This window comes from Lelliottia nimipressuralis (genome assembly GCF_004115925.1).
GTDB classification, from domain to species: domain Bacteria; phylum Pseudomonadota; class Gammaproteobacteria; order Enterobacterales; family Enterobacteriaceae; genus Enterobacter; species Enterobacter nimipressuralis.
This window is the reverse complement of record NZ_SDDX01000029.1, coordinates 50,247-73,211: the sequence shown is the minus strand read 5'-3', so window position 1 is coordinate 73,211 and position 22,965 is coordinate 50,247. Positions and strand designations below refer to the sequence as shown.

Here is a 22,965-nt window from a genome sequence, read left to right as displayed (position 1 = left end):
TGGTGGGTCGTGCAGGATTCGAACCTGCGACCAATTGATTAAAAGTCAACTGCTCTACCAACTGAGCTAACGACCCATTCGGGTGTTGCCTGAATTTTGTAGTATTGGTGGGTCGTGCAGGATTCGAACCTGCGACCAATTGATTAAAAGTCAACTGCTCTACCAACTGAGCTAACGACCCGATGGTGGGTGATGACGGGCTCGAACCGCCGACCCCCTCCGTGTAAAGGAGGTGCTCTACCAACTGAGCTAATCACCCAACGCCGTACTACAGGGCACTACAGGAAAATCTTAAGTGGTGGGTCGTGCAGGATTCGAACCTGCGACCAATTGATTAAAAGTCAACTGCTCTACCAACTGAGCTAACGACCCACTTTTTTCGCGGCTTTCGGGCTGTTCGATATCCCTTGGCAACGGCGGCATATATTACTGATTTAAGAATTCAGCGCAACAAAAATTTCGACGAAGATCACTTAACTGCTTACGAATCAGGCGGCACGACCAGAAATAACGCGATTTCTGGTCATGCGACACTCAACCCATCGATCCAAGACGTTTTTGTGCTTGTTTCGCACCTTCGGTGCCTGGGTACTTCGCGACCACCTGCTGATAAACGGCCTTCGCTTTCGCGCTATCGCCTTTATCCTGCATGATGACGCCGACCTTAAACATGGCATCAGGGGCTTTAGGCGATTTTGGGTAATTTTTTACCACAGAGGCAAAATAAAACGCCGCATCATCCTTTTTACCCTTGTTGTAGTTCAACTGACCAAGCCAATAATTCGCATTTGGCTGATAAGTTGAGTCAGGGTACTTTTTCACGAAGTTCTGAAACGCCGCAATGGCATCGTCCTGACGCGATTTATCCTGCACCAGGGCAATAGCTGCGTTGTAGTCACTATTAGCGTCACCGCTCTGTACAGGCGCGCCTGTCGAAGCTGACGCATCTGCTGCCGGTGCCGGAGTGGCTGTCGCCGCCCCGCTCTGATCGCCTGCCGCGGGTTGCGCTGCAGCGCCGCCGTTACTCATGCCGTCGATCTGCAACAGAATCTGCTTCTGACGCTCGACAACCTGATTCAACTGGTACTGACTTTCCTGGATCTGACCACGGAGAGAATCAATATCGTTTTGGTTATCAGAGAGCTGCTGCTGGAGTTGGGTTAAAAGCTGACTGTGAGCGTTAGAAATACGCTCGAGTTGAGTGACACGGTCTTCGACCGAGCCGGAGCCGACACTACTGATTGGTGCCTGAGCAAAAGCGGCCCAGGGGGCCGCTATTCCAACCAGTAACGACAGACTCAAGAGTTGATGTCTGAAGTTACTGCTCATGCAATTCTCTTAGTAAACCAGTACGGCACGACGGTTTTTGGAGTAAGCCGCTTCGTCATGACCCAGTACTGCAGGTTTTTCTTTACCGTAAGAAACGATGGAGATCTGGTCAGCAGAAACGCCTTTACCCTGCAGGTACATCTTAACGGCGTTCGCACGACGCTCACCCAGGGAGATGTTGTACTCAGGAGTACCACGTTCGTCAGCATGACCTTCTACGGTGACTTTGTAAGATGGGTTGCTACGCAGGAAGTTTGCGTGCGCATCCAGCATCGCAGCGAAGTCAGAACGGATGTCATACTTGTCCAGATCGAAGTAAACAATGTTGTTCTGCTGCAGCTGCTGCATCTGAAGACGCGCTTGCTCTTCAGAAGACATATTGCCGTTACCGTTAGCGTCCATACCAGTGCCGGCACCCATCATGCCTTCGCCGCTCTGGTCGTTGCTTGCATTCTTGTTGGAAGAACACGCCGCGATTGCCATTACAGGCAGAGCGATCATCAGCCCCTTCAGCACTTTGTTCAGTTGCATTTCTATGATTCCTTTAGTAATCAATTAATTATTATTTACAGATACGGCGACCAGGCAGGTGATTTTACCTGTCCATCAGTTGCCGGAATACGCGCTTTGAAACGCCCATCTGTAGAAACCAGATTCAGCACAGATCCCATCCCCTGAGAAGAGCTGTAGATTACCATCGTGCCGTTAGGTGCCAGACTCGGCGTTTCATCCAGGAACGTTGACGACAGAACTTGCACGCCACCCGTTACCAGATCTTGTTTGGCAATGTGCTGCTGGCCACCAGCAGAGCTAACCATTACCATAAATTTACCGTCACTGCTTACATCAGAATCCTGGTTCTGTGAACCTTCCCAGGTGATGCGCTGCGGTGCACCGCCATTTACATTGACTTTGTATACCTGAGGACGACCGGCCTGGTCAGACGTAAACGCCAGGTTCTGGCTGTCCGGGAACCAGGTTGGTTCAGTGTTGTTGCTGCGACCATCCGTGACCTGACGAATCTGGCCGGAGCCGATATCCATCACGTAAAGGTTCAGGCTGCCTGTTTTAGACAGAGCAAATGCCAGCTTAGTCCCATCAGGTGAGAACGCTGGCGCACCGTTGTGACGCGGGAACGAAGCAACCTGACGCACAGCGCCGTTGGACAGAGTCTGAATCACCAGCGCAGAGCGACCGCTTTCGAAGGTCACGTAAGCGAGTTTAGAACCGTCCGGAGACCAGGCCGGAGACATCAGCGGCTGTGGTGAACGGTGCACGGTGAACTGGTTGTAGCCGTCGTAGTCAGAGACGCGCAGTTCATACGGGAACTGGCCGCCGTTGGTCTGAACCACATAGGCGATACGGGTACGGAAGGCACCTTTAATACCGGTCAGCTTCTCGAACACTTCATCACTCGCAGTGTGACCCGCGTAGCGAAGCCACTGCTTGTTCACTTTATACGAGTTCTGCGCCAGAACAGTACCTGGAGCGCCGCCAGTATCAACCAGCTGGTAAGCTACTGTGTAGCCACCGTCCGGATTTGGAGTCACTTGACCCACTACCACGGCATCAATACCGAGCGCAGACCAGGCTGCCGGTTGAACTTCCTGAGCGGTACCCGGCTGCTGTGGCAGGCGAGAACGATCTAAGGGATTGAATTTGCCGCTGTTACGCAAGTCAGCCGCCACAATGCCGCCAACGTCTTCAGGGGCAGCGCCAGGGCCGGCCCACTGGAACGGAACAACGCCAATTGGACGCGCAGAGTCCACCCCTTGGGTGATCTCGATGCGTACCTCTGCGTGCAGCACGGCTGCCCACAGCATAAAGAAACTTACTGCTACACGTAATGCCTGCTTCATTATATCTCCCTTATCTGGGTAACGTTACCCACGATAATTTAGCAGAATGTTAACAAACTCAAATAGACAAAACTACCCGTCCCCAGCATCAAACCTTAGCCTGTATTTCCCACTTTGAGCGGGAAAACATCACAGTTTGAAGTCCAGTTTGGCATCTTTTACCTTCTCATAAACAGCCTGTGAAGGCGGTTTAGGAATTTTGGCCGTTTTGGCAGCCGTCAAAGCAGCCTGACATAACGCTGGATCGCCCCCTTCCTGGGTTACGTCCAGTAGCAGTCCATCTGGCGCAAGCTTGATATGCAAGACGCAAGATTTACCGGCGTACAGATCAGCGCCGTATAAACGGCTCTGAATAGCAGTACGGATTTGCGAGGCGTAAGCACTGATGTCCGCACCCGATGCACCACCATTCGCCCCACTCGTTCCGCTATCTTTAGCTGGCTGGCCGTTTCCTTTCGCCCCACCGCCCGATTTCGGCGCATTCTTACCTGAACTCAGGTCACCGAAAAGGTCGTCAACATCAGATGCCGACGCTTTCTCTGCTGCCGCTTTTTTGGCTGCGGCGGCTTTGGCGGCTGCTGCTTTATCGGCAGCGGCTTTCTTATCTGCAGCAGCTTTTTCAGCGGCAGCGGCTTTTTTGTCGGCCGCAGCCTTCTCAGCAGCGGCGGCTTTTTCAGCAGCGGCCTTCTCTGCTGCAGCCGCTTTTTTCGCAGCATCAGCAGCGGCTTTCTTTTCCGCTTCCTGGGCAGCTTTTTTCGCGGCTTCCGCTTCTGCTTTCTTCTGTGCGTCGGCAGCAGCTTTCTTGGCGGCTTCTGCTTCCGCTTTTTTCTGTGCGTCGGCGGCAGCTTTCTTCGCGGCTTCCGCTTCTGCGACTTTTTGAGCATCAGCAGCGGCTTTCTTCGCTGCGTCAGCAGCTTGTTTTGCCTGAGCGTCCGCTTTTGCTTTGGCATCCGCAGCGGATTTGGCTGCCGCTTCTTCTGCCTGCTTTTGCTGCTCTTGTGCTTTCTGAGCTGCAGCTTCAGCCTGCTTCTGCTGTTCTGCCTGCTCCTTCGCCGCTTCTTGCGCCTGCAAACGTTCTTTCTCGAGCTGCTTCAGACGCTCCTGCTCCGCGGCCTGCTTTTCACGCAGCTCCTCGGCCTGCTGTTGCGCCTGTTTATCACGCTGCTCTTCTGCCCTTTTTGCACTCGCCTGCTGCTGCTGCTGACGATTATAGTTTTGCACTACCGCGCCTGGGTCCACCATGACGGCGTCGATGGAAGAGCCTCCACCGCCGCCGGCTGACGCGTCAATATGCTCATCGAACGAACTCCAGATCAGCGCTGCAAAGAGAATCACATGCAGCACCGCGGAGATAATAATCGCTCGCTTAAGCTTGTCGTTTTGTTCGGTTGCCTTTGACACTATCGGTTCCCAAAAACTGTGCAGAGGATTAAATCGGTTGCGTCATCAAGCCTACCGACTTAACACCCGCGCTATGTAGCAAGTTCAGCGCTTTAATTATTTCATCGTAAGGCACATCTTTGGCGCCACCGATTAAGAAGACCGTTTTCGGATTCGACGTCAGGCGACGCTGCGCTTCAGCAATAACCTGCTCAGGCGGCAGCTGATCCATGCGATCTTTCTCTACCACAACGCTATATTGCCCCACGCCGGAAACCTCAATGATAACCGGTGGTTCATCATTGCTGCTTACCGCCTGTGATTCTGTCGCATCCGGCAGATCAACTTCCACGCTCTGGGTGATGATTGGCGCTGTCGCCATAAAGATCAGCAACAGCACCAACAATACGTCCAGCAACGGTACAATATTGATTTCGGACTTAAGTTCGCGACGATTTCGTCCACGCGCTCTGGCCATGGTTTACCCCTTGTTACTCTCGGTGCTGGTAAACGCCTGACGGTGCAGAATCGCAGTGAACTCTTCCATGAAGTTGTCGTAGTTCAGTTCCAGTTTGTTCACTCGCTGGTTCAGTCGGTTATACGCCATAACTGCCGGAATTGCGGCGAACAGACCGATTGCGGTCGCGATCAGTGCTTCTGCGATGCCCGGTGCAACCATTTGCAGCGTAGCCTGTTTAACCGCACCCAGTGCGATGAAGGCATGCATGATCCCCCACACGGTACCAAACAGACCGATATACGGGCTGATGGAACCCACCGTGCCAAGGAACGGGATGTGTGTTTCAAGTGATTCCAGCTCACGGTTCATCGAGATGCGCATGGCACGCGATGCCCCTTCAACGACCGCTTCAGGCGCATGATTATTTGCGCGATGCAGGCGAGCGAACTCTTTGAAACCGCTATAGAAAATTTGTTCGGAGCCTGAAAGGTTATCACGACGCCCCTGGCTTTCCTGATACAAACGAGAAAGCTCAATACCAGACCAGAATTTATCTTCAAAGGCTTCGGCTTCACGGCCAGCAGCGTTAAGAATACGGGTTCTCTGGATAATGATTGCCCAGGATGCGATTGAAAAACCAATCAAAATCAACATGATAAGTTTAACCAGAAGGCTAGCCTTCAGGAACAAATCAAGGATATTCATGTCAGTCACTGCTTAAACTCCGCGACAATAGACTTAGGAAGCGCACGAGGCTTCATGATGAGTGGATCAACACAAACAATCAGGACTTCTGCTTCGTTCAGTACTGTGTTCTCTGCGTTGACGATCCGCTGCGTGAAAACCAGTGAGGTCCCGCGCATTGATGTTATTTCCGTTTGGACTTCGAGCATATCGTCGAGTCTGGCGGGTGCAAAATACTCCAGCGTCATCTTGCGTACCACGAAGGCAACTCGCTCAGCCAACAAAACCTGCTGACTGAAGTGATGATGGCGCAGCATCTCAGTGCGTGCCCGTTCATAAAAAGCAACGTAGCTGGCGTGGTAGACCACACCCCCGGCATCGGTATCTTCGTAGTAGACCCTAACCGGCCATCGAAACAGCGTTGTATTCACTTTACATCCTGGTAATGCAACAAAAGTTAGAGCTTTTAAACTTCGCTACTATACGCGCGGGAATGATGGTTTGGAATGGGGGAAAGTAAACGGAGAGTAAATTTTTATGGGCTCGAGTAAGCCCATAAGATTAACGGACAGTTCTTATTCAGCTAAAGAAAAAAACAAGTCCGGCGAGAAGCACAATATCAGCGACCAGCGGGCAGAAAATGCCTTGCCAGTGAACGGCTTTCGGGCGAAAGCCCACACCGTGAATAACGCCCGCGCAAACTGCCCACATGATCAAGAAACCATGCCAGATTTCCAGTTCGCTCGTCTTCGCCGCAAAGCGCGACGGGTCCCAGAAGATACAGCCTGCCAGCAGTAATGCCATCACTAAGGAAAGCGCCCTTAACGGGCGCTTGTCCATTACCGCATATAGCTTTGCGATAACATTCATCATCAGTGCTTTTCTTCACCGGTTTTGGTCGCTTCGATATGCTCAAGCGCCAGCGCGGTAATGACACCAAATGCACAGGCAAGAAGCGTCCCCAAAATCCATGCGAAATACCACATATTCAGCTCCTTACTTAGTACAGGGAATGAGTGTTGCTTTCGATGTCTTCTTTCGTGATACGACCGAACATTTTCCAGTAACACCAGGTGGTGTAGAGCAGGATAATCGGTACGAACACGCAAGCAACATACGTCATCAGGTTAAGCGTCAACTGGCTTGACGTCGCATCCCACATGGTCAGGCTCGCATTCATCATGGTGCTGGATGGCATCACGAACGGGAACATTGCAATGCCCGCAGTCAGGATGATGCACGCCAGCGTCAGTGAAGAGAACATGAATGCCCAGGCGCCTTTCTCAAGACGAGAGGTCAGGACCGTCAGCAGCGGCAGCAACACACCCAGAGCCGGGATAGCCCACAGCGCAGGAGTGTTGTTAAAGTTCACCAGCCATGCCCCTGCCTGACGCGCGACTTCTTTGGTCAGCGGGTTAGACGGCGCAGCATGGTTGATAGCAGACGTCACCACATAACCATCAATACCGTATACGACCCAAACACCTGCCAGCGCGAAGCAGACCAGTGTCACCAGCGCCGCAACCTGCGCGGTGGCACGGGAACGCAGATGCAGTTCACCCACCGTACGCATCTGCAGATACGTGGCACCCTGAGTAATGATCATCGCCACACTCACCACGCCCGCCAGCAGGCCAAACGGGTTCAGCAGCTGGAAGAAGTTACCGGTGTAGTACAGACGCATATACTCATCGAGGTGGAACGGAACGCCCTGCAACAGATTGCCGAACGCCACACCAATTACCAGCGGTGGTACGAAGCTACCGATGAAGATGCCCCAGTCCCACATGTTGCGCCAGCGGGTATCTTCGATCTTCGAGCGGTAGTCAAAACCGACCGGACGGAAGAACAAGGATGCCAGCACCAAAATCATCGCCACATAGAAGCCGGAGAACGCAGCCGCGTAGACCATCGGCCAGGCGGCAAACAGTGCGCCGCCCGCGGTGATCAGCCACACCTGGTTACCGTCCCAGTGCGGGGCGATGGAGTTGATCATGATTCGACGCTCGGTGTCATTACGACCGAGGAAACGGGTGAGCATGCCCACCCCCATGTCGAAACCGTCAGTGACCGCAAAACCAATCAGTAAGATACCGACCAGCAGCCACCAGATAAAACGCAATACTTCATAATCGATCATTTGACGACTCCTGTCTTAGCGTGCCGGCTGAGTAGCCACGTTGGACTGCTCGTAGTGATAGCGACCGGTTTTCAGGCTGCTCGGGCCAAGGCGTGCGAACTTGAACATCAGGAACAGTTCGGCCACCAGGAACAGGGTATACAGACCACAAATCAGCAGCATGGAGAAAATCAAGTCTCCCGCAGTCAGGGATGAGTTAGCCACTGCCGTTGGCAGCACCTCACCTATCGCCCATGGCTGACGTCCATACTCCGCAACAAACCAGCCGGACTCGATAGCAATCCATGGCAATGGAATACCGTACATCGCGGTACGCAGCAGCCATTTTTTCTGGCCGATACGGTTACGAATCACAGACCAGAAGGAGGCCGCGATAATCAGAAGCATCAGGATGCCGCAACCGACCATGATACGGAACGCGAAGTACAGCGGCGCAACGCGTGGAATGGAGTCTTTGGTTGCCAGCTGAATCTGTGCTTCAGTCGCATCAGACACATTCGGGGTATAACGCTTCAGCAGCAGGCCGTAACCCAGGTCTTTCTTCACGTCATTGAACTGATCGCGAACAGCCTGATCGGTAGAGCCTGAACGCAGCTGCTCCAGCAGCCCGTACGCTTTCATACCATTACGGATACGCTCTTCGTGCTGCACCATCAGATCTTTCAGGCCCGTCACCTGCTTATCAACAGAACGGGTGGCGATGATGCCGAGGGCGTAAGGGATTTGAATAGCGAAACGGTTTTCCTGCGCATCCTGGTCAGGAATACCAAACAGGGTAAACGCCGCCGGAGCTGGCTGAGTTTCCCATTCGGCTTCGATAGCCGCCAGTTTGGTTTTCTGTACGTCACCCATTTCGTAACCGGATTCATCACCCAGCACGATAACAGACAGGATTGCCGCCATACCGAAGCTTGCCGCGATGGCAAAGGAGCGCTTGGCGAAAGCGAAGTCACGACCGCGCAGCATATAGTAGGAGCTGATGCCGAGTACGAACATCGCGCCGCAGACATAACCCGAGGCCACAGTGTGAACGAATTTCACCTGAGCAACCGGGTTCAGGACCAGCTCGGCAAAGCTGACCATCTCCATACGCATGGTTTCAAAGTTGAAATCAGACGCGATAGGGTTCTGCATCCAGCCGTTAGCGACCAGGATCCACAGTGCGGACAAGTTGGAGCCTAAGGCCACCAGCCAGGTCACTGCCATGTGCTGAACTTTACCCAGACGGTCCCAACCGAAGAAGAACAGACCTACAAAGGTGGATTCGAGGAAGAAGGCCATCAGACCTTCAATGGCCAGCGGCGCACCGAAGATATCCCCAACATAGTGAGAATAGTAAGACCAGTTAGTCCCGAACTGGAACTCCATGGTCAAGCCGGTCGCCACGCCCAGTGCAAAGTTGATACCAAACAACTTGCCCCAGAACTTGGTCATATCTTTATAAATCTGTTTGCCGGAAAGGACGTAGACCGTCTCCATGATGGCCAGCAGGAACGCCATACCGAGCGTCAGTGGCACAAAAAGGAAGTGGTACATCGCGGTCAAGGCAAACTGTAAGCGCGACAGTTCGACTATATCTAACATCATGACTCCTTGCTCATCGCATGAAGACTCCGAGAGTGAATCCCTGAGACGGGTTCACACACATGCCCCAATACAAAGTTATCTGTTCCCTTCGTCGTGACTTATTTTCTTCACTAGAGGAAAAAGTCATGATGAAAGGTTACAAATACGTTAAGAAAAAACTCTAATTGATCCCGCGAATATAATACGCTGCAAAGCCCTTACAATAAACAGGTTTTTATTGAAGGAGATTTACGTTTTACGACGGTGATCAATATATAGCGAATTTACACATTTTCAGCCAGTTTGATCGCCGACAATTTAGCGCCTTTTGAGGTGTTTTTCCAAGCATTAAACATTGATTTAAATCAAAAACGCGACTTTATGTTAAAGGTGTTTAAATGCAGTAGCCATAGTAAAATCAATGTTAATGATATGTAGATTTAAGCAAGGTGATGGTTATCAAATACAGGGATGAAAATAAATTGAAGTGATTTTTTTTAACGCTGTTTGCCGTCTGGTCATTTTCACTGACAAACACTTAAGGATAGCTGCTTTAACGTGACTTTCCATCGCGACGTTTTCAGCCGAAGCGGAAACATCTATTTTACTTTTATTAATCTTTAAATTAACACCACGGCGTGACTATTTAGAAAACGAAAAGGTCACAAAAATGTGACCTTTGATTCGTTCGCCGGGTTTTTAGGCAAGTTTGATGCTAAAGGTTCTGGACTGGCAGGGCCGCAGGGTTTCAGCCGTCCCGTTGACAACCCTATCGCCCTTCTTAATCGCTTCATCCATTCCCGTTTCAGCACAGCGGCTGATCTCACGGCTGAAGCTGAACGAGGTATCACAACAAACCGACTCGGAAGGATTGAACACCCGCAGGATAATCTCATCGCGATCTTCGGCTTTTTTCAACGCCCCCACCAGGCAGCCAACGGGAGACATGGTCAATAAGCTGTAGGTCGCAGGAGTGACGACGCTGGCTTTGTTGAGCTTCATCGCATCCCACGGGATTTTGTTATAGCACTGGATCGGCGTCAGCCAGGCCCTGGCCTGCTGGGCAACGCCCGCATTAAGAGGCGTTCCGCAAAAGTTAAACAGGCTGAAACGGCACTGCAGCGCTCCCCTCACCTGCGAATCTGGCACCGGCATTTTTATCCCAGAGGGGCGACCTGGACGTAATAACAGATCCTCTTTTCCGAGTAACCCAACGCCGCGCAGCAGCGTCAGAGCAAAGGTTTTCTTTTCCTCACCGACAATTTCAAACTCGCGTAATCCTTCGGTGAACAACGCCATGCCGTGGCGCCCCTCCTGTAACACTGCGTAATTCAGTAAGTTCCACACTGGAACAGGCGCCTCTTTCCAGCCCTCTTCCTGCCAGCGGTCCATCGCTTCATCACGCACGGGGCGTACAACCGAGCCAAACTGGGTATCTGCCAGCACCTCCGCCGTGTTGAAGGGAGTCGGAATGAGCACCCGCACCCGGTGATCGTCCGCCTGATTATCCAGGCGCACCTCAACGTCGATACGACGGCTGTGATGGCTGAGCGTGACCTCAATTTCAATGCCCAGGTGGCCGTCTCGCAGGCGGGCAGAGCGCGCAGCCAGATTGGCCGGGATAGCCATGCGGCTTCGAATCACCGCCCTGCTCTGCCAGGCGTCGTGAATCACCTCGACGGTATGCTGCGCCTCACGTGATGTCAGCCGCCACTCTTCCCGCGACGGCGAATAGTCGTATTCGTCCCCGTCATCGGAACTCTCTTCGATCTCCAGCACGCGATCATAAATAAGGCCGGAGTCTTTATCCCGCAGGCGCAGCGTGCCGTCATCATTCAGGTCTATCTGCCAGAAAGCATTTTCCAGCAGCGCCGCCGTCGCCTCATGGCCCGGCAATATTTTTCCTGCCACGTGCGGTTCGATATAGAGGGTGCGATAGCCCATCGAAGGCAAAATCTGGCTCAGCTGGATATCAAACTCCATAAACGGTTCGTAGTTGCCATAATGCACAATCTGCCGATCAATAAGGCCCGGATCGATCTCCCGTTGGGCGCGGATAAAGTAGGGAATTTCATTTCCTTTATCGTCCAGCAGGCGGAACGCGCTCGCGCGCAGGCGCACGGTAGTATTGACCACCTCTTCGCGTGGCCACGGCATCAGATTAAACAGCACCAGTTTGTCTTCATCCGTTTGCGGCATGTTGTCGACGATCTTACGCAGAGTGAAACGAATCAGATTGTCGGCCATGTCCTCCGCCAGCTCGAAACGGGATGCGATCTCACGGTGTACTTTATCGCTACAGCAGCAGCCGATGCTGTCGTGGGCGTGATTCTTTAAAATCTCCTTCCACATTTTCTCCAGCAGCCCATGGTGATACTCAAAGCCCAGCGTCCAGGCCAACGTTGAGAGCGGCTCCAGAATATTGACGATTTTGTTCTCAATGCGGGCGTGAGCCATTTTGATATCCATACGCGTAGAGCCGATGGTCCGGTGAACGCGCATATATTTCCCGTCGATAAACTCGCCGTTGAGCGTCGCCAGCGCATCACGATGAGCGTCGATATGCGCAAACACCTCTTCGAAGCGGCTCATGACAAACTCCCGCTGGGGATAGATCTCCCGCAGCGTCTTCATCACCGTAAAAATGTTTTGCTGCAGCGGCATCTGGTCGTGTCCGTTCGGCAACAAAATCTCTTTCGTGAGCGAGGCGTTTTCCAGCACGTCGAAATAACTGTCCAGCCGTTTACGCAGCCCGGCGTCGTCCTCCGGTAAGTACTTACCAATCGCGTAGCCCAGCGGCAGCACCTGTGTTGTCACTTCGCTGCCGTCTTTGCTCTGCCACAAAAACTCCGTTTTGTCGGTGCCATGACGTTCAGAACAGCCGCGCCAGAACATCGCGCGTTGGATACCAAACCCGTTGTAGATGTGCGGAAGCTGACCCGACATGCCGAAGGAATCCGGCAAATAACCAATTTTCATCGGCTCGCCGAAGGCCAGGCAATCACGCATTCCGTACAGCAGGTTGCGCACAATAGATTCGCCCGAAACAATCGTGGTGTCCGTCTGGGTGTACCACGGCCCGATAATCAGCTTTCCAGCTTCCACCAGCGCTTTGACGCGTGCTTTGTTCTCCGGCTTTATCGCGAAGTAATCTTCCAGAATCGCCGTCTGCCCGTCGAGAACGTAGTATTTGTACTCCTCATCCTGCTCAAGGCGCGCGAGGATCTCTTCCATATTATTGACCAGCAAAATGCGTGACTCTTCGGTGGTGAAGTACCACTCACGGTCCCAGTGCATGTGCGGCGTGATGTGAACGCGAGATACAGCTTTCATCTTCGTTTCCTGTCCAGTTAAGGCATGATGCTATTGGGAATGTATTTGCCGTTTTTTACCGCCTGACGCCGCCAAAGGAGCAGCACGCTGGTCGATATGGCGGTCCCCACCAGCGCGGCGCCAAACCAGCCCGCTGCGGCCGCAACGCCGCTCAGTCCGGCGGGATGCAGTAAAAAGAGGGAGAAAATTCCGGCCCCTGGAGTGGAAAGCCCCATTCCCATCGCGCCGACTATCGCGCCTGTCACCAGGGAGCCGAGCACAAACGAACCAATCACCCGCAGCGGATCTTCAATCGCCATCGGAATCGCCCCTTCGGTGATCCCTGCCAGCCCCAGCAGCCAGGTCGATTTTCCGGTTTCGATTTCAAAAGGTTTAAACAGCCGCGGGGAGATGAGCGTTGAGGCCGTCACGGTAAATGCTGAAACCATTTTGACCGACGCAAAAATAGCGTATGGGCCGTACACCCCATTCGCCATCGCACCGAGGCAAAAGGCGTAGGCCGCTTTATTCACCGGACCGCCCAGATCGAACGAGCACATAAATCCGAGGATTGCGCCGAGCAGAAGCGCGTTTGCGCCAGAAAGTCCGTTGAGCCAGGCAGTCAGGGTGTTATTGATCCACGCCACCGGCTCACCGATCACAAACAGCATCAGGCTGCCGGCGCCGAGCGTGCCTATCACCGGATAGAGGTAATAGACCAGGAAACCGTTATAGCGATTGCTCAGACGAACGTGATTTTTCACCCAGCGCATCAGATAGCCCGCGATCAGGCCCCCGGCGATAGCGCCCAAAAACCCGGAGCCAATCATGTTGGCGGCAAGTCCTGCCGCGAAACCGGGTGCCAGCGCGGGTTTATCTGCCAGCGAATACGCGGTATAGGCTGCGAGCACCGGCACCATCAAAACGCCCAGCATCCCGCCGCCCAGTTTGCGATACATCCACAGCCATGAATTCTCCTGATCGAAGAGGTGCTGCAAACCGAGCATTTGCGCCAGTAATACCGACACTGCCAGCACCGTGCCCCCTGCAACGATCAAGGGCACGGCAAACGAAATCCCGCTCAGCAGGGCCTGCTTCAGCTCCGTTTTCAGGCTTTTTCGCCCATCGGCGTCGGGTTGATGCTGCCGTTGAACCTCAGAAGTTTTCAGGGCCAGCGCCTGATTGATCAGCGCTTCGGCGTGGCGCAGCGGCTCGGTCACGGGGACCGATAGCGCAGGAATGCCGTTAAAACGTTCATGATCTTTAATCGCCACGTCGGCGGCCAAAATGCAGGCCTTCGCCTCCTTGAGCTGCTGGGGCGTTAAGCGCCCTTCAATGCCGTTTGCCCCCTGCTTTTCGACAATCACATTGACGCCAAGCTTGCGCCCGGCCTTCTCAAGGTATTCCGCCGCCATATACGTGTGCGCGATCCCCGCCGGGCAGGCCGTGACGCAAACAATCGTCGGTGCATCTGACAGCAGCGCCACGGGTTGCTCTTCGGGTGCTTCGTCCAGCGCGGCCAGCAGGGCGTCGGGCGTATCAGCCGCCATCACACGTGCCCGCAGGACATCATCGGCCAGACGCGTGGTCAGCGCCGTCAGCACTTTCATGTGCGTGGTCCCTGCTTCGGCAGGCGGGATCGCCAGCAGGAAAATCAGCTCGACGTTTTCAGGCCCATCGACCCCCTCCCACTCAAGCGGATTGTGCAGCGTCGCGACCGCAAAAGCCGCTTCGTTCACCGCCGCACTTTTACCGTGCGGAACCGCCAGCCCCTCACCCAGCGCGGTTGGTCCCTGCGCTTCGCGCTGTAAAACATCAGCCAGAAAACGCTCCGGATCGGCTATTTTTCCCAGATCGTATAGCCGCTGTGCCAGCTGGCGGATCGCATCGTCACGATCGGTAAATCGCGCATGCAGAAAGATCGCCTGGGGATGGGTCAGAGTCGTCAGGTTCATCAGATCCTCACAGAATTGTCGTTTTAATGTACGGCAGATTCTGGCACACCAGACAATACCTTTATGTGATCATTTTCACTTAATCATCATATTTGTATTATTGTTGTATTGTTTACAATCCGAATACTCAGGGCATAATTCAAAAGAATGGTATTAGCTGAACAATACAAAAACGGACGTTTATGAGTCAGAAACCTATGTACCGCCAGATCGCCGACACCTTACGCGAACAGATCAGCAGCGGCGAACTGAAGCCGGGTGACGCGCTCCCCACCGAATCAGCGCTTCAGGCGATGTTCAGCGTCAGCCGCGTGACGATCAGGCAAGCCCTAAAGCGGCTGACAGAAGAGCAGATTATCGAAAGTATTCAGGGCAGCGGCTCTTACGTAAAAGAGGAGCGGGTGAATTACGACATCTATCAGCTCACCGGTTTTTACGAAAAGCTGGCGGACCGCAACGTCGACACCCACAGCGATGTGAAAGTGTTTGAGGTCATAAAAGCCGATGCAAAGCTTGCCGAAAAGTTGCAGCTCGCCCCGGATGACAAGGTCTGGCACGTTAAACGCGTGCGTTTTATCAAGCAAAAACCGGTGAATCTGGAAGAGACCTGGATGCCGCTGGCGCTGTTTGCCGACCTCACCTGGGAGGTGATGGAAAACTCGAAATATCACTATATTGAGCAGATCAAAAAGATGGTTATCGATCGCAGCGAGCAGGAGCTGTTGCCGGTCATGCCTTCAGAAGAGGCGATCGCCGCCCTGTCGCTCGATCCGGCAAAACCGATCCTCGAAAAAGTCTCTCGCGGGTTTTTGAAAGACGGCAGAGTGTTTGAGTTCAGCCGTAACGTATTTAACAGCGACGACTACAACTTCACGCTGGTGGCGAAACGCCGACACTGAAAACCTGGCCGGTATACGGTTTAACGAGAAATATATGGCATAAAAAAGGCCGCTTTTCAGCGGCCAACCATGTCGAAACGGACATTTATTATGTCAAAGCTCCCCTTGCGGAGAGCAGAGAGGATTTACTTGATGATAGCGCTCAGCGCTTCGCCGATATCGGCGAGGCTGCGAACGGTTTTAACGCCTGCGGCTTCCAGAGCGGCGAATTTCTCATCCGCTGTGCCTTTACCACCGGCAATGATGGCGCCTGCGTGGCCCATACGTTTGCCTTTTGGCGCCGTCACACCCGCGATGTAGCCAACAACCGGCTTGGTCACGTGATCTTTGATGTAAGCTGCAGCTTCTTCTTCCGCGCTACCGCCGATTTCACCGATCATCACGATCGCTTCAGTCTGCGGATCTTCCTGGAACAGTTTCAGGATATCGATGAAGTTAGAGCCTGGGATCGGGTCACCGCCGATGCCCACACAGGTGGACTGGCCGAAACCGTAGTCGGTGGTCTGTTTAACCGCTTCATAGGTCAGGGTACCGGAGCGAGACACGATGCCCACTTTGCCTGGCTTGTGAATGTGGCCCGGCATGATGCCGATTTTGCACTCGCCTGGGGTGATGACGCCCGGGCAGTTTGGCCCGATCATGCGAACGCCCGCTTCATCCAGCTTCACTTTTACGGTCAGCATGTCCAGCGTCGGGATGCCTTCAGTAATGGTGATGATCAGTTTGATGCCTGCGTCGATCGCTTCCAGAATAGAGTCTTTGCAGAACGGAGCCGGAACGTAGATCACGGTCGCGGTTGCGCCCGTCGCTTCGACCGCTTCGCGCACGGTGTTAAACACCGGCAGGCCCAGATGCGTGGTGCCGCCTTTGCCTGGCGTTACGCCGCCAACCATCTGCGTACCGTAAGCAATCGCTTGTTCGGAGTGGAAAGTCCCCTGGCTTCCGGTGAAGCCCTGGCAGATAACTTTAGTGTTCTTATCAATCAAAACGGACATTATTTCCCCTCCACTGCGGCAACAACCTGCTGAGCTGCATCCGTCAGACTTTTCGCTGCAATAATATTCAGGCCACTGTCAGCCAGTTTTTTCGCGCCGAGTTCAGCGTTGTTACCTTCCAGACGAACCACAACCGGGACGTTCACGCCCACTTCTTCCACCGCACCGATGATACCGTCAGCGATCAGGTCGCAACGAACGATACCGCCGAAGATGTTAACCAGAACGGCTTTCACGTTGTCGTCAGAGAGGATGATTTTGAACGCTTCGGTTACGCGCTCTTTGGTCGCGCCGCCGCCCACGTCAAGGAAGTTAGCCGGTTCGCCACCGTGCAGTTTAACGATGTCCATGGTGCCCATTGCCAGGCCCGCACCGTTAACCATGCAGCCGATGTTGCCATCCAGCGCAACGTAGTTCAGTTCCCACTGTGCAGCCTGCGCTTCACGCGGATCTTCCTGAGACTGATCGCGCATTTCACGCAGATCGGACTGGCGGAACAGTGCGTTACCGTCAGCGCCCAGTTTGCCGTCGAGGCAGATCAGGTCGCCCTGAGTGGTGATCACCAGCGGGTTGATTTCGATCAGCGCCAGATCGCGCTCAAGGAAGATCGTCGCCAGGCCCATGAAGATCTTGGTGAACTGTTGAACCAGTTTACCTTCCAGACCCAGTTTGAACGCCAGCTCGCGCCCCTGGTAAGGCATAGGGCCAGCCAGTGGATCGATAGCCACTTTGTGGATCAGGTGTGGCGTCTCTTCAGCCACTTTCTCGATTTCCACGCCGCCTTCGGTGGATGCCATGAACACCACGCGACGGGAGCTACGGTCTACGACCGCGCCGAGATACAACTCTTTTGCGATATCCGTCGCCGCTTCAACCAGGATCTGGTTTACCGGCTGGCCGTTCGCATCTGTCTGATAGGTCACTAGGCGTTTGCCCAGCCAGTGTTCAGCAAAAGCGCGGATCTCTTCTTTGCTCTTCACAACCTTCACACCGCCCGCTTTACCGCGGCCACCAGCGTGAACCTGACACTTAACTACCCAAGGGCCGGAACCGATTTTAGATGCGGCTTCTTCTGCTTCACGTGGGGTAGTACAGGCATAACCCACCGGAGCCGGTAAGCCATACCGGGCAAACAGCTGTTTGGCCTGATATTCATGTAAGTTCATGTGTTCTATCCATCCTTCAGGTAATCGTTTTTTTCAAACCTGTAGACCGGCAGCGCAACGCTTGCCCGGTCTACAGGGCAGGTGAGGCAAAAACTACTACACGTCCAGCAGCAGACGCGTTGGATCTTCCAGCAGCTCTTTAATCGCCACCAGATAACCCACAGATTCACGACCATCAATCAGACGGTGATCGTAGGAGAGCGCCAGATACATCATCGGCAGGATCTCCACTTTACCGTCAACCGCCATTGGGCGATCTTTGATGGCATGCATACCCAGAATCGCGCTCTGCGGCGGGTTGATGATTGGGGTAGACATCAGGGAACCGAACACACCACCGTTGGTGATGGTGAAGTTACCGCCGGTCAGGTCTTCAACGGTCAGCTTACCGTCACGGCCTTTCAGCGCCAGCTCTTTGATTTTCTTCTCGATATCCGCCATGCCCAGGGTATCAACGTCACGCAGAACCGGGGTCACCAGGCCGCGCGGCGTGGAGACCGCCATGCTGACGTCGAAGTAGTTGTGGTAAACCACATCTTCGCCATCGATAGAGGCATTCACTTCCGGATAGCGTTTCAGCGCTTCAACAACCGCTTTCACGTAGAAGGACATAAAGCCCAGACGGATACCGTGACGTTTTTCAAACGCGTCACCGTACTGCTTACGCAGATCCATGATTGGCTTCATGTTGACTTCGTTGAAGGTGGTCAGCATCGCGGTGGAGTTTTTCGCTTCCAGCAGACGCTCAGCCACACGCTTACGCAGACGCGTCATCGGCACGCGTTTTTCACTGCGTGCGCCCAGCGCTGGCTGTGCAGCAGGCGCTGCGGCCGCTGCCGCCGGTGCTTTGGCTTCTTCTTTCGCAGGCGCTTTCGCCAGATGTTTTTCCACATCTTCACGGGTCAGACGACCGCCAACACCGGTGCCTTTAATGGCGCTGGCTTCAAGATTGTGTTCACCCAGCAGGCGACGGATCGCCGGGCTGAGTGCATCGTTAGTTTGCTCTTCCAGAGACGCTTGCTGACGCTGAGCCGGGGTGGACTCTTTGCTTTCAGACTTGGCGCTGGACTCTTTGCCCGCGCTGTTGCCTTCACGCAGGCGACCGAGGATCTGGCGAGAGGTCACCGTGGTGCCTTCGTCTTCCAGCACAGCATCAAGAATGCCATCCGCCGATGCCGGTACTTCCAGTACCACTTTGTCAGTTTCGATTTCTACCAGCACTTCATCGCGCTTAACGCTATCGCCCGGTTTTTTATGCCAGGTCGCAACCGTGGCGTCAGCGACGGATTCAGGCAGGTCGGGAACAAGAATATCTACGCTACTCATTATGTATCCTTAAATTATTCGACGTTCAGCGCGTCATTCACCAGATCTTGCTGTTGCTTCTGGTGAACGGACATATACCCTACCGCCGGAGAGGCGGAGGCCGGGCGACCTGCGTAACGCAGGGCAGACCCAAATGGAATCACATCACGGAAATGATGCTGGCTGCAGTACCATGCGCCCTGGTTGAGCGGCTCTTCCTGGCACCAGACAAAATCATGCACGTGTGCGTACGGTTTCAACGCTTCCTGCACCGACTGATGCGGGAACGGATAAAGCTGCTCGATACGCACGATGGCGACATCTTTCTGATCTTTCTTGCGGCGCTGTTCCAGCAGGTCGAAATAAACCTTACCAGAACACATCACGACGCGCTTCACGGCCTGTGGATCCAGCTCGTCAATCTCACCAATCGCTGGCTGGAAGGTCCCGTTCGCCAGCTCATCCAGGCTGGAAACTGCCAGCGGATGACGCAGCAGAGATTTCGGTGACATCACCACCAGCGGACGGCGCATACCGCGCAGCGCCTGACGACGCAGCATGTGGTAAACCTGTGCTGGCGTAGATGGCACGCAGACCTGCATGTTCTGCTCAGCGCAGAGCTGCAGATAACGTTCCAGACGCGCGGAGGAGTGCTCCGGACCCTGCCCTTCGTAGCCGTGTGGCAGCAGCATCACCAGGCCACACATACGGCCCCATTTTTGCTCGCCGGAGCTGATGAACTGGTCGATAACCACCTGCGCACCGTTAGCGAAGTCACCGAACTGCGCTTCCCAGATAGTCAGGGTGCGCGGCTCTGCGGTGGCATAGCCGTATTCAAACGCCAGTACCGCTTCTTCGGACAGCACGGAGTCCCAGACCTTGAACTGGCCCTGACCGTTATGCACGTGCTGCAGCGGGGTGTACGTTGAACCGTTGGTCTGGTTGTGAATAACCGCGTGACGGTGGAAGAAGGTCCCACGGCCCGCATCTTCACCGGACAGACGCACCGGAATGCCTTCGTCGACCAGCGTCGCGTACGCCAGATTCTCAGCGCCACCCCAGTCGAACAGCTTCTCGCCGGACGCCATTGACTGACGGTCGGAGTAGATTTTCTGCACGCGGGACTGCATTTCAATCGCTTCAGGTACCGTGCTGATGCGTTTAGCCAGCTCCTGCAGACGCTTCATTTCGACCTTGTTCGGATAGCTCTCATCCCACTCGTGGTTGAGGTACGGCGACCAGGTAAAGGAGTGCATGTTCATCGGACGCAGCTCTTTCACTACGCACTCACCGGCATCCAGCGCATCGCGGTAAAGATTAACCAGCTCGGTCGCATCTTCCAGGGTCGCGATTTTGTCGGCTTCCAGTTTGTCAGCGTAGATCTTACGTGGCGTCGGATGCTTTTTGATTTTCTGGTACATCAGCGGCTGGGTTGCACTCGGCTCGTCCGCTTCGTTATGGCCATGACGGCGATAGCAGAACAGGTCGATGAACACATCGCGTTTGAAGGTGTTACGGAAGTCCAGCGCCAGACGGGTAACGAAAGCAACAGCTTCCGGATCGTCCGCGTTCACGTGGAAGATTGGCGCCTGCACCATTTTACCGATGTCAGTACAGTACGGCGTAGAGCGTGCATCCAGCGGGTTCGAGGTGGTGAAGCCCACCTGGTTGTTGATGACGATGCGAACGGTACCGCCCACTTCGTATCCACGCGCTTTAGACATGTTCAGGGTTTCCTGAACGACGCCCTGCCCGGTTACCGCCGCATCACCGTGAATGGTGATTGGCAGCACTTTGTTGCTGCTTGGCTCGTCCAGACGATCCAGACGCGCACGCACGGAACCGATCACCACCGGGCTTACGATCTCCAGGTGCGACGGGTTAAACGCCAGCGCCAGGTGAACCAGACCGCCCTGCGTTTCGATATCCGATGAGAAGCCCATGTGGTACTTCACGTCGCCAGTTCCGAGATGTTCTTTATGTTTGCCCGCGAATTCGTCGAACAGGTCCTGCGGTTTTTTACCCAGCACGTTGACCAGCACGTTCAGACGCCCACGGTGCGCCATACCCAGCACCACTTCACGGGTGCCGCTGTTGCCCGCATGGCGGATCAGCTCTTTCAGCATCGGCACTAACGCATCGCCGCCTTCCAGGGAGAAGCGTTTTGCACCCGGGAATTTAGCACCGAGGTAACGCTCCAGACCTTCTGCTGCGGTCAGTTCGCTCAGGAAGCGTTTTTTCTCTTCAACGCTAAAGCTGGCGTGGCCTGTCACCGACTCAATGCGCTGCTGGATCCAGCGTTTTTCGTCCGTGGAGGTGATGTGCATGTACTCTGCGCCGATGGAGCCGCAGTAGGTTTGTTTGAGCGCCTCAAGCAGCTCTCCCAGCTTCATCGTGTCTTTGCCGCTGGCAAAAGAGCCGACGTTAAAGCTTTCCTGGAAATCTGCCTCGGTCAGATCGTGATACGCCGGATCGAGATCCGCCACACGTTCTTGTTTCCACAGTCCCAGCGGATCGAGGTTCGCATGCTGGTGACCACGGAAGCGATAAGCATTGATGAGCTGCAGGACTTTAACCTGCTTCACATTGGTGTCAGGGTCAGAGATCGAGGAAGAGTAACGTGAGGCATCCTTCGCCAGACGACGGAAATAATCACGTGTTTTGGAATGGAATTGATCCGGTTTGACCCCAGTGCCAGGTAACTGCTGGAACATGGAACGCCAGTTAGCGTCCACTGAGTCAGGATCGGTTAAGAAGTCTTCATAGAGCTGTTCGATCCAGCTTTGGTTTGCACCAGAGAGGAAAGAAGAGTCCAGCCAGGCTTTCATTGCGCCGTTCTGCATCGTGATCCCTTAAGCATTTTTATGCTTATTTCGCCGTAGAAACTACCACGCACACCTCGTGTACGTGCCGGGGTTCACCTGCGAGCTCTTATGTTGTCTTGGGCTCGCGAAGGAACCTTTAAAAACTGTCTGTATAATCTTCGTCGTTCAGGCGGTGCTGTCGTTGCGGTTTTCACCCACTTCGGTCAACCACGCCGTGTCTCGCTCTGAACGCCTCAATTATTGCCTGTCAGGGCAGTTTTTAGAGGTTTCCTACAATGTCTCTTTGCCCGGTGGCGTTCCGCTTACTGGCCTACATAAAAGTAGGCCGGATAAGCGGAGCGCCATCCGGCGGTATTACTTAGGCACTGCGCTGCAACAGCATCGACTTAATATGGCCGATGGCGCGCGTCGGGTTCAGCCCCTTAGGACATACACTGACGCAGTTCATGATGCTATGGCAGCGGAATACGCTGAAAGCATCACTTAATCCTTCAAGGCGACTGTCGGTTTCGGTATCGCGGCTGTCAATCAGGAAGCGATACGCGGCCAGCAGGCCAGCCGGGCCGATAAACTTGTCCGGGTTCCACCAGAACGACGGGCAAGAGGTCGAACAGCATGCACAGAGAATACACTCATACAGACCATCGAGTTTTTCACGCTGCTCTGGCGACTGTAAATGCTCGCGAGCGGGTGGATTTTGCCCATTATTCAACAAGTAAGGCTTAATCTTCTCATATTGTGCATAGAATTGCCCCATGTCCACCACCAAATCGCGAACGACCGGCAGGCCAGGCAGAGGACGAATCACAATTTTCTGTCCTGAACGCTGCAGCGCTGAAATCGGGGTGATACAGGCCAGGCCATTTTTGCCGTTCATGTTCACGCCGTCGGAGCCACAAACCCCTTCACGGCAGGAACGACGAAACGACAGTGTTGGGTCCTGTTCTTTCAGCTGCATTAACGCATCAAGCAGCATCATGTCGCGACCTTCTTCCGCTTCCAGGGTGTAATCCTGCATATGCGGAGCGTCATCGACATCCGGGTTATAACGATAAACTGAGAATTCGAGTTTCATTATCCTGTCTCCGCA

The 22,965-nt window shown here is 54.1% G+C and carries 19 protein-coding genes and 4 tRNA genes; 1 reads left to right on the top strand and 22 read right to left on the bottom strand.

All coding sequences use genetic code 11. The annotated features are described in order from the left end of the window. The 17 genes from ETG88_RS20485 to mngA form a co-directional block, all read right to left on the bottom strand. A tRNA-Lys gene (locus ETG88_RS20485) sits at positions 1–76 on the bottom strand. A gap of 29 nt (positions 77–105) precedes the next feature. Continuing rightward, positions 106–181, bottom strand: a tRNA-Lys gene (locus ETG88_RS20480). Between the two features lie 2 nt (positions 182–183). Further along, a tRNA-Val gene (locus ETG88_RS20475) sits at positions 184–259 on the bottom strand. A 37-nt stretch (positions 260–296) separates the two neighbouring features. Beyond that, positions 297–372: transfer RNA gene (locus tag ETG88_RS20470), tRNA-Lys, on the bottom strand. Positions 373–534: 162 nt separating this feature from the next. Then, a complete protein-coding gene (gene cpoB, locus ETG88_RS20465; protein ID WP_129036291.1) occupies positions 535–1,329 on the bottom strand; it encodes a cell division protein CpoB in 795 nt (264 codons plus the stop codon). A 9-nt stretch (positions 1,330–1,338) separates the two neighbouring features. Beyond that, positions 1,339–1,860 (bottom strand): peptidoglycan-associated lipoprotein Pal, encoded by a 522-nt coding sequence (gene pal, locus ETG88_RS20460; RefSeq protein WP_003858578.1) that lies wholly within the window; start codon positions 1,858–1,860, stop codon positions 1,339–1,341. A 35-nt stretch (positions 1,861–1,895) separates the two neighbouring features. Continuing rightward, positions 1,896–3,188, bottom strand: coding sequence for a Tol-Pal system beta propeller repeat protein TolB (gene tolB / locus ETG88_RS20455; RefSeq protein WP_102105251.1), 1,293 nt, complete (start codon positions 3,186–3,188; stop codon positions 1,896–1,898). 129 nt (positions 3,189–3,317) lie between these two features. Next, entirely contained in the window at positions 3,318–4,589 is a 1,272-nt protein-coding gene (gene tolA, locus ETG88_RS20450) for a cell envelope integrity protein TolA (protein WP_102105252.1), read from the bottom strand. Between the two features lie 28 nt (positions 4,590–4,617). Beyond that, on the bottom strand, positions 4,618–5,046 hold the full coding sequence (tolR, locus tag ETG88_RS20445; protein ID WP_100777166.1) for a colicin uptake protein TolR: 429 nt from the start codon (positions 5,044–5,046) through the stop codon (positions 4,618–4,620). A gap of 3 nt (positions 5,047–5,049) precedes the next feature. Beyond that, on the bottom strand, positions 5,050–5,742 hold the full coding sequence (gene tolQ, locus ETG88_RS20440) for a Tol-Pal system protein TolQ (RefSeq protein ID WP_100777167.1): 693 nt from the start codon (positions 5,740–5,742) through the stop codon (positions 5,050–5,052). Beyond that, positions 5,739–6,143, bottom strand: coding sequence for a tol-pal system-associated acyl-CoA thioesterase (gene ybgC, locus ETG88_RS20435; RefSeq protein WP_032617092.1), 405 nt, complete (start codon positions 6,141–6,143; stop codon positions 5,739–5,741). The genes tolQ and ybgC overlap by 4 nt, the downstream gene beginning before the upstream one ends. A 148-nt stretch (positions 6,144–6,291) precedes the next feature. Continuing rightward, a complete protein-coding gene (ybgE, locus tag ETG88_RS20430) occupies positions 6,292–6,582 on the bottom strand; it encodes a cyd operon protein YbgE (protein ID WP_100780748.1) in 291 nt (96 codons plus the stop codon). A gap of 2 nt (positions 6,583–6,584) precedes the next feature. Next, entirely contained in the window at positions 6,585–6,698 is a 114-nt protein-coding gene (gene cydX / locus ETG88_RS20425; protein ID WP_095281280.1) for a cytochrome bd-I oxidase subunit CydX, read from the bottom strand. Positions 6,699–6,712: 14 nt separating this feature from the next. Continuing rightward, positions 6,713–7,852, bottom strand: a complete 1,140-nt coding sequence (gene cydB / locus ETG88_RS20420; protein WP_129036290.1) for a cytochrome d ubiquinol oxidase subunit II — start codon at positions 7,850–7,852, stop codon at positions 6,713–6,715. A 15-nt stretch (positions 7,853–7,867) separates the two neighbouring features. After that, positions 7,868–9,436: a cytochrome ubiquinol oxidase subunit I gene (gene cydA, locus ETG88_RS20415; protein WP_100777169.1), complete on the bottom strand. Its 1,569-nt coding sequence runs from the start codon at positions 9,434–9,436 to the stop codon at positions 7,868–7,870. 681 nt (positions 9,437–10,117) lie between these two features. Next, positions 10,118–12,751 (bottom strand): mannosylglycerate hydrolase, encoded by a 2,634-nt coding sequence (mngB, locus tag ETG88_RS20410; RefSeq protein ID WP_129036289.1) that lies wholly within the window; start codon positions 12,749–12,751, stop codon positions 10,118–10,120. Between the two features lie 17 nt (positions 12,752–12,768). Further along, positions 12,769–14,685, bottom strand: a complete 1,917-nt coding sequence (mngA, locus tag ETG88_RS20405; RefSeq protein WP_129036288.1) for a PTS 2-O-a-mannosyl-D-glycerate transporter subunit IIABC — start codon at positions 14,683–14,685, stop codon at positions 12,769–12,771. 182 nt (positions 14,686–14,867) lie between these two features. Between mngA and ETG88_RS20400 the strand changes: the two genes are divergently transcribed. Then, positions 14,868–15,584: a GntR family transcriptional regulator gene (locus ETG88_RS20400; protein ID WP_100777172.1), complete on the top strand. Its 717-nt coding sequence runs from the start codon at positions 14,868–14,870 to the stop codon at positions 15,582–15,584. A 125-nt stretch (positions 15,585–15,709) separates the two neighbouring features. On the opposite strand, the gene sucD is transcribed toward ETG88_RS20400, so the two are convergent. The 5 genes from sucD to ETG88_RS20375 all read right to left on the bottom strand — a co-directional run bounded on the left by sucD (position 15,710) and on the right by ETG88_RS20375 (position 22,950). Further along, positions 15,710–16,579 (bottom strand): succinate--CoA ligase subunit alpha, encoded by an 870-nt coding sequence (gene sucD / locus ETG88_RS20395; RefSeq protein WP_095281274.1) that lies wholly within the window; start codon positions 16,577–16,579, stop codon positions 15,710–15,712. Continuing rightward, positions 16,579–17,745 (bottom strand): ADP-forming succinate--CoA ligase subunit beta, encoded by a 1,167-nt coding sequence (gene sucC / locus ETG88_RS20390; protein WP_059355295.1) that lies wholly within the window; start codon positions 17,743–17,745, stop codon positions 16,579–16,581. Before sucC ends, sucD begins: the two co-directional genes overlap by 1 nt. 96 nt (positions 17,746–17,841) lie before the next feature. Then, positions 17,842–19,071 (bottom strand): 2-oxoglutarate dehydrogenase complex dihydrolipoyllysine-residue succinyltransferase, encoded by a 1,230-nt coding sequence (gene odhB, locus ETG88_RS20385; protein ID WP_100777173.1) that lies wholly within the window; start codon positions 19,069–19,071, stop codon positions 17,842–17,844. A gap of 14 nt (positions 19,072–19,085) precedes the next feature. Next, positions 19,086–21,893, bottom strand: a complete 2,808-nt coding sequence (gene sucA / locus ETG88_RS20380) for a 2-oxoglutarate dehydrogenase E1 component (protein ID WP_100777174.1) — start codon at positions 21,891–21,893, stop codon at positions 19,086–19,088. A gap of 340 nt (positions 21,894–22,233) precedes the next feature. Further along, positions 22,234–22,950: a succinate dehydrogenase iron-sulfur subunit gene (locus ETG88_RS20375; RefSeq protein WP_100777175.1), complete on the bottom strand. Its 717-nt coding sequence runs from the start codon at positions 22,948–22,950 to the stop codon at positions 22,234–22,236. Between the last annotated feature and the right edge of the window lie 15 nt (positions 22,951–22,965).